This is a genomic window from Caldimonas tepidiphila (assembly GCF_003569765.1).
In the GTDB taxonomy this organism is placed as follows: Bacteria; Pseudomonadota; Gammaproteobacteria; order Burkholderiales; family Burkholderiaceae_C; genus Caldimonas; species Caldimonas tepidiphila.
The window spans coordinates 1-793 of the sequence record NZ_KZ983968.1 but is presented as its reverse complement, the minus strand read 5'-3'; the positions used below and the strand labels follow the sequence as shown (position 1 = coordinate 793).

Annotated in this window: 2 protein-coding genes; both read right to left on the bottom strand. The window is 74.8% G+C overall.

What is annotated here, in order from left to right:
• On the bottom strand, positions 1–498 hold a 498-nt coding region (locus D3A59_RS25785; RefSeq protein WP_170162291.1), incomplete at its 3' end, for a YceI family protein.
• Positions 499–532: 34 nt separating this feature from the next.
• Positions 533–793: cytochrome b (locus D3A59_RS03380; RefSeq protein WP_205665094.1), on the bottom strand; the 261-nt coding region annotated here is incomplete at its 5' end.

Genomic DNA, 793 nt, shown 5'->3' with positions numbered 1-793 from the left:
GCTGCCGCTGGCGACGGTGGCGCCGCCGGCGCCGGGGGCGAGCGTCACCGGCACCACGACGTCGCGCGTCTGGTTCTTGATCGTCAGCCGCCCGGCGACCTCGAAGCGGTCGGCGCCGAGCGGCTTGACCGCGGTCGAGGTGAAGCGCGCCTGCGGGAACCTGGCGGTGTCGAACCACACGGGCTTGACGAGCTCGGCCTCGGCCTCGGTCTCGGCCGAGCCGAGCCAGGCGCTGCCGAGGTCGACCGTGAAGTCGATCCTTGCGGCCTGCGGGTTCTTCGGGTCGAAGGCGACGCGCGCGTCGAAGCGGCGGAACTTCCCCTCGACCGGCACGCCCATCTGGCGGCTGGTGAAGGCGATCTCGCTCTGCGCGGGCAGCAGCTTCTGGGCGGACTGCGGGGGCGGCGCGGCAGCGGCCTGCGCCAGGGCGGGGAGGGGGAGGGCGGCGGCCAGCGCGAAGGCGGCGGCCGCGGCGAGCGGCGCGGGAAGGAGCTTCATGGGCGAGGGCGGTTCCAGAGAAGAAGGGACGGGCTCAGCGCAGTGCGAGCCGCATGCGGGCGAGCGTGCCGTCGCGGTCGACGAGCTGGTGCTTGAGCGCGGCGGCGACGTGCAGCGCCACGAGCGCGGCCATCGTCCAGGCGAGCCGCCCGTGCCAGGGCTTGATCGCCTCGGCGAGCGCGCGATCGGCCGCCACGAGGTCGGGCAGCGGCAGCACGCCGAGGAAGACGACGGGAAAGCCCGCGGCGGAGCTGTAGGCCCAGCCGGCCAGCGGCACGGCGAAGAACAGCAGGTA